This window comes from bacterium (assembly GCA_037131655.1).
Lineage (GTDB): Bacteria > Armatimonadota > Fimbriimonadia > Fimbriimonadales > JBAXQP01 > JBAXQP01.
This window is the reverse complement of sequence record JBAXQP010000183.1, coordinates 1-5,670: the sequence shown is the minus strand read 5'-3', so window position 1 is coordinate 5,670 and position 5,670 is coordinate 1. Positions and strand designations below refer to the sequence as shown.

Below are 5,670 nucleotides of genomic sequence, written 5' to 3'. Positions count from 1 at the left end.
AAAAGGGGCGTTGCGTGGCGGTTTGTGCCAAAGTAACCTCCACCTAGCCCTATGGCTAGAGAGAGATAATTGGTAGAAGTCCCTCAAAATCACCATCCTTTAATTCAGTCCAAATTCTTAATTTAATCCGGTATCTTGCCTCTCATCCCTAAAAACTAATCCCTTTCCCCATTGACAGTCGGACTTGCTAGAGGTTATTATTTCTGTATGGATGTTCTTGAAACAAAGATTGAAGGCTTGCCCGCTCCTATCCGCGGGAAAGTTCGTGATATGTATGATCTTGGCGACCGGATGCTCATGGTTGCTACCGACCGGCTGTCCGCTTTTGATGTGGTTTTGCCAAATCCCATTATGGACAAAGGGCGGGTTCTAACTCAAATTAGCCGCTTCTGGTTTGATACGCTTGCTACTGCCAGCCCGAATCATATGATTAGCTGTGAATGGGCAGCTATCGAAACCGCTTTGGCCGAATCAGGTGTTCCGAACCCCGGCTCTTATAAAGACACATTGGCTGACCGTTCAATGTTGGTGCTTAAGACGCAGCCTTTTCCTGTTGAATGCGTTGTACGAGGTTATCTCGCCGGTTCATTATGGAAAGAGTACGTTCAAGCCTGTGGACAGAATGAAGCGGTAGTCATTCACGGCATTTCTCTTCCGTCCGGACTTCACAACTCCGACAAATTACCCACGCCCATATTCACCCCTGCGACTAAGGCGACCTCTGGTCATGATGAGAATGTCGGCATTGCCGAAGCGCGGGCTATGATCGGCGAAGTGGCAGACACTTTAGCTTCTTATAGCATTTCAGTTTATCAAGAAGCAGCCGACTATGCGCTGATGCGCGGCGTTATCATCGCTGACACCAAGTTTGAGTTTGGCCTGCGTGGGGATGACATCTATTTAATCGATGAAGTACTAACCCCCGACTCGTCACGTTTCTGGGCAGAATTAACCTATTCGCCAGGGAAACCTCAGCTCAGCTTTGACAAGCAATTTGTGCGAGACTACCTCGAGTCGATTGACTGGAATAAACAACCGCCTGCACCCAATCTTCCGGAAGAAGTTATTGAAAAGACCGCTGATAAATACCGTGAAGCCTATCTACGACTAAGCGGCAAGGAATTGACCTACAAGTAGTTTTTTCAAGCTTCCGAAAGAGGTATTTCAATGCGAGTCGATTCAGATGAACCCAATTTATATCGGAGCGCCAATCCCGACCGATACATTATCGGTGCTATTCGAGGGGATTGCTGCGCTCCTATTCTTCTTGAACGAGTGCAGGATGTTATCAGCGTTTTCATGGAAAATCCTTCTAAGAGCATCCTGAAAAAGCCTGTCGAGTGGAAGGTTTTCTATTACGGCGCAACTTATGATAAGGTCACTTTAGAAGCTCAGGATATCGAAGATTTAAAAACCTGCGATCAACTCTATCAGGTTGCAATTGGCGATCCGACGAGATACCGTCACGGTGAGCCTGAACGTGGGTTGATCATCGGTATACGCGAGGGTCTCAGTCAAATCGCCACACTTCGACCAATCGTTCTACCTCCGGGAATTGAGACATTCCATCGCTACGCTAAATACCCGGATGTTGATTTCGATGTCATTATTGCCAACAAACTTGGAACTTATACTGACCGAGGGCGGATAGACAACGAAGGCGAACCGAATGAAGTCGGTATTCAAGAGAGTGTTTTCCCGAAGAAAGACCTAACGATGGTTCTTGTTTATGCAGCTAGGCGAGCCAGGCAGAGAAATCCAGAACATCCTAAAGCGATTTTTGCCTTCAAACGGTTGCTCCAAGCCTATCCCGGTAAGACAATCGATTCGGCTATCAGTGAGCTTCCTGATGAAGTGCGAGAGATCATTCAAGTTCGAGCGCCTGATACCCTTGCCTCCGAAGTCATGCTGCATCCGGAAGTTTTCAAAGGGGCAGTCATCCTGGCTGACAGTGCAGTCGGGGACATCTATTCCGATCTCTTTGCCCCTCTTCAAGGCGGCTTGAGTTGTGCTCCATCAGCCAATATTGACCCGACCGGCAAGTATCCGAACACTTATGAGCCGGTTCATGGCACAGCGCCGGACTTATTCTATTCTGGGGAAACGCGCAAACTTAAACCCGAAGCATCCCTTCGAGCCGCATCGCTTATGCTTCAGGCTTTAGGGGAAGATAAGGCGTCAAGAATTTTAGAAGAAGCTGTCTATAATAATCTTCGTGACCCAAATTACCGATCTTTCATGCTAGACGAGCTAACCCAACGAGCCAAAGACTTCTGCCGAAAAGCCATCGAAGAATGAGTGGGGAAGGCTTCTCCAGCTTCTCTCTAATACCGATGCATTAAATTTTCATTTCCCCAAAAAACGCTACTAATTCTTAGCGGTGATGCCAAGGGCTTTGTTTAGTTCTTCGAAATTTGGCTCGACGAGGACGATTTCACCGATTACTACCGTGGGAACCTTGTCTGTTCCACCGTTGAGCGCTTTCATCTCATCTAAAGCGCCCTGCGTTTCATCGATGTTAATTTCGCAGAACTTCACCTCATTGAGACGGAAATAATGGCGGAGATGGGTGCAATCAGCACACCAATCGGCACAGTATAACTTTACTTCTTTAGGCATAATGTCGCTCCTTTGATCCTTATATTCTGTTGCTCTTTACCGGGCGTGCTTCAACCAGCGCGCCTAACTCAGTTAGATACTGAATCAATAATTCCGATCGATGTTTGTTCACACCCTGAAAAAGGGATACGGGAAAAGTCTTCAACATCCCAACTACATGCTCGTACGTCATTCTGAGAAGCTGAACGAGCGCATCAATTACTTTATCCGGATCTTTTCCAAGTTCTAGTAAGACTACCTCGTATTCAGTGTTATCGTCCAAGACTTTCGGCGGAGAAATTTGGATAGCGCTAGGTAAAGCAATTGGGCCGGAACAAGACTCGCATATAAGCGAAGTTGATGCGGCAGTATAGAAGTTGGTCGTTCCGCAGTTGGAACAATCGATGGGGGACGCCTCCAGCGCTTTGCCATCGACAACCGGCACAATGCGATGACAATCATCACAGTGGAAATCCATTAGCGGGATAGCTGTTAGAACCTGTGGTCGCCAGCAATAAGGACAAATTACTTCATATGAACCGACTTGAAGAGACTGCACACACCGAAATGCGCCGAATAAAAGCCCTCCTGTTCCCCCGAGAAGAAGCAACCATGCCAATACACTTACATAATCGCAAAAGTATTTCAGCAGCACATATCCTGTCCCAAGCACAACAAGGCCAATCACAAACAACGTGATTGCCTGAGCATAAAGCTGTTCAACAACCTCGGAACGGCGCTGTGACAATATCAGCCTCCCAAAATAGCTTAATCCTATTATACACAACGTCATCAGAAGATGATATTGCTCCCTTTCGGCAGAATTTCCTAGTAATTATTACTTCCTTCTAAGTAATATAATAAACTCTGGACGAGGTCTTTCTGATTTTGCTCAAATCCCCTATAATTAGGGAATGAGGGCTTATCAAAAAGTTCGCTGATTGAAGACCATGTGGTCACGGGTACTTGCAAAGGAGTATTGAAAATGACGCCTGACGAAAAAGCTGTTTTTGACGCACTTGAAGCGCTAATTGATGCGGTTTATCGGAATGATACGCGAGCTTACCGCGAACTCGTAGATGAAGATGTCTCATCATTCGAATCGGATATCGCACCCTATCGCATCGATTCCATTGATTTTCACATTAACCTCATGTCTCAGCGTGCCCTTGCTAACCGAACAAATATTCGAACTGATATTCTCACCCCCCGTATCCAACTCTACGGAGAATTCGCAATAATCGCCTATTCCTTGCTTGTCACTCAAAGTGATGACGGAAAAGTCGGGTTTCAAACCTTCAATGAAACCCGTGTTTTTGCAAAACAAGACAATAAATGGCGGATGGTACACCTCCATCGCTCTCCCGGAGTAGAAACTTACGAAGCATAATTACGAAGATGAAACTGTTTTATTCGTCCACTTCTTCATCAATAAGGCTGAGATGCTCGATCTTTTCCTCTAACTTCATGCGAAGCTTGGGGGGGAGTGACTTTGCGAAACGCTCAATGATGAGCGCTAGGTTCTCAGGACGATAGGCTTCGAAGCGAAAAGTGATCGCGGGTTCAGTCACTGAAGCTCTTACCAACCCCCATCCCTCCTCAAAGAGCGCTCGAATACCATCGAGTTTGAGGATTGTCGCAGTACCATCTAATCCCGCCTCGATATTATCTAACAACTCTTTAGAATTGCCGTCAAAAGGAATTCTAATATCGGGAAGTGTTGTGTATCGGGGGATGCTTGCCGCTCGTTGCGAAAGCGTTGCCGTTCCTTGTGACAATAACCGGCCAACAAATAACGCAGAATAAAGGCCGTCATCGCCGCCATGAAGGCTTTCAAAGAAGTAATGACCACTTACTTCTCCACCAAAGATGGCTTGCTCGGAAATCATGCGTGTTTTAATAAAGGTATGACCGGATTTTTCTATTATCGGAATACCGCTCGCCTTCTCAATTGTTTCAGGCACGATCTGAGAACACTTCTGGTCGAAAACAATGGCTCGATTAGGGTTATTCTCCAAAACCGCCTGAGCTAGGAGAGCAATCATTACGTCCGATGGGACAAACGTGCCGGTTTCATCGACAAACGAGACGCGATCACCATCACCATCAAAACCGACCCCCATATCTGCCCCTGTGGCTATGACTAAATCCGAAAGCGCCGTTAAATTCTCCGATGAGGCGGAATTGGGGGAGCGGTTGGGGAAGCTGCCGTCAGGCACGCAAAAGAGAGGCACAACAGAATAGCCTGCTGCTTTGAAAACTTCAGGCGCAATCAGCGAGTAAGCGCCATTACCGGCATCAACCACTACTTTGCAATGAGCATCACTTGCTGGAAAGGCCTTTAATAAGAAGTCCTTATAGGCCTTATCCAGGTTCAATTCAGTATAGTTTCCCTTACCGCTTAGAAAGTCATTCAAGCAGATGCAATTAAGTAATCGCTTCATTTGTTCGAGAGTTACCGGATGAGCATTGATCGTGATTTTGAAGCCATTGTAAGAGGCAGGATTATGAGAAGCGGTAACCATTACTCCGCAGTCGATGTCTAAATGCTGTCGCGCAAAGTAGAAAAGCGGTGTAGAGATGGTCCCAAGGTCGATCACATCGCAGCCAGAATCGATAAATCCCTGAACCACAGCTTGTTTGAGTGCAGGCGTGCTTATACGTACATCACCGCCTACAACTGCGCGTGTAGAACCGGCAAGGCTCGCAATTGCCCGCCCTACTTTATAGGCGAGTTCTTCGGTGACCTCGCTGTCGACCAGTCCCCTAATATCACACTCTTTAAATGCGCTTAATTTCACTGTCTTCTCACTTACCCGAACACTTCTGATAATATACCCGAACCTGATGCCCCTATCTCGTCCCTAAGTCTTACCGGGCTTATTCCGCCTATTCTTACCGGATTTTGAATTATCAGGCAATACCACAGATTTTAACCTCTCAGACAAGATGGAAAACAACAGGCAGATTGAGCGCAGGAGGTCAAGCGGTGAGGCGGAGGTTAACAGCGTTTCTGATAGTGAGTTGGCTGGCGAGTATTGTGATGGCGCAAACTACTCCAAAGCCCTATTA

The 5,670-nt window shown here is 46.7% G+C and carries 6 protein-coding genes; 3 read left to right on the top strand and 3 right to left on the bottom strand.

The window, feature by feature from the left end:
* Positions 1-207: 207 nt before the first annotated feature.
* Entirely contained in the window at positions 208-1,137 is a 930-nt protein-coding gene (locus WCO51_09060; protein MEI6513409.1) for a phosphoribosylaminoimidazolesuccinocarboxamide synthase, read from the top strand.
* Positions 1,138-1,167: 30 nt separating this feature from the next.
* The gene (locus WCO51_09055; protein ID MEI6513408.1) at positions 1,168-2,298 is read left to right on the top strand and encodes an isocitrate/isopropylmalate family dehydrogenase; all 1,131 of its coding nucleotides are present in this window, start codon (positions 1,168-1,170) and stop codon (positions 2,296-2,298) included.
* 69 nt (positions 2,299-2,367) lie between these two features.
* Here the strand turns inward: WCO51_09055 and WCO51_09050 are convergent, their stop codons facing one another.
* Entirely contained in the window at positions 2,368-2,619 is a 252-nt protein-coding gene (locus tag WCO51_09050) for a glutaredoxin family protein (protein MEI6513407.1), read from the bottom strand.
* 19 nt (positions 2,620-2,638) lie between these two features.
* Positions 2,639-3,346 (bottom strand): hypothetical protein, encoded by a 708-nt coding sequence (locus WCO51_09045; GenBank protein ID MEI6513406.1) that lies wholly within the window; start codon positions 3,344-3,346, stop codon positions 2,639-2,641.
* A gap of 237 nt (positions 3,347-3,583) precedes the next feature.
* Between WCO51_09045 and WCO51_09040 the strand changes: the two genes are divergently transcribed.
* Complete coding sequence (locus WCO51_09040) at positions 3,584-3,988, top strand: nuclear transport factor 2 family protein (protein MEI6513405.1); 405 nt, start codon at positions 3,584-3,586, stop codon at positions 3,986-3,988.
* A 19-nt stretch (positions 3,989-4,007) separates the two neighbouring features.
* On the opposite strand, the gene WCO51_09035 is transcribed toward WCO51_09040, so the two are convergent.
* The gene (locus tag WCO51_09035; GenBank protein ID MEI6513404.1) at positions 4,008-5,399 is read right to left on the bottom strand and encodes a phosphomannomutase/phosphoglucomutase; all 1,392 of its coding nucleotides are present in this window, start codon (positions 5,397-5,399) and stop codon (positions 4,008-4,010) included.
* Positions 5,400-5,670: the final 271 nt, after the last annotated feature.

Coding starts and splice junctions, on each gene's coding strand:
- WCO51_09040 (MEI6513405.1), top strand. CDS start 3,584: ATGACGCCTGACGAAAAAGCTGTTTTTGACGCACTTGAAGCGCTAATT.
- WCO51_09055 (MEI6513408.1), top strand. CDS start 1,168: ATGCGAGTCGATTCAGATGAACCCAATTTATATCGGAGCGCCAATCCC.
- WCO51_09060 (MEI6513409.1), top strand. CDS start 208: ATGGATGTTCTTGAAACAAAGATTGAAGGCTTGCCCGCTCCTATCCGC.
- WCO51_09050 (MEI6513407.1), bottom strand. CDS start 2,619: ATGCCTAAAGAAGTAAAGTTATACTGTGCCGATTGGTGTGCTGATTGC.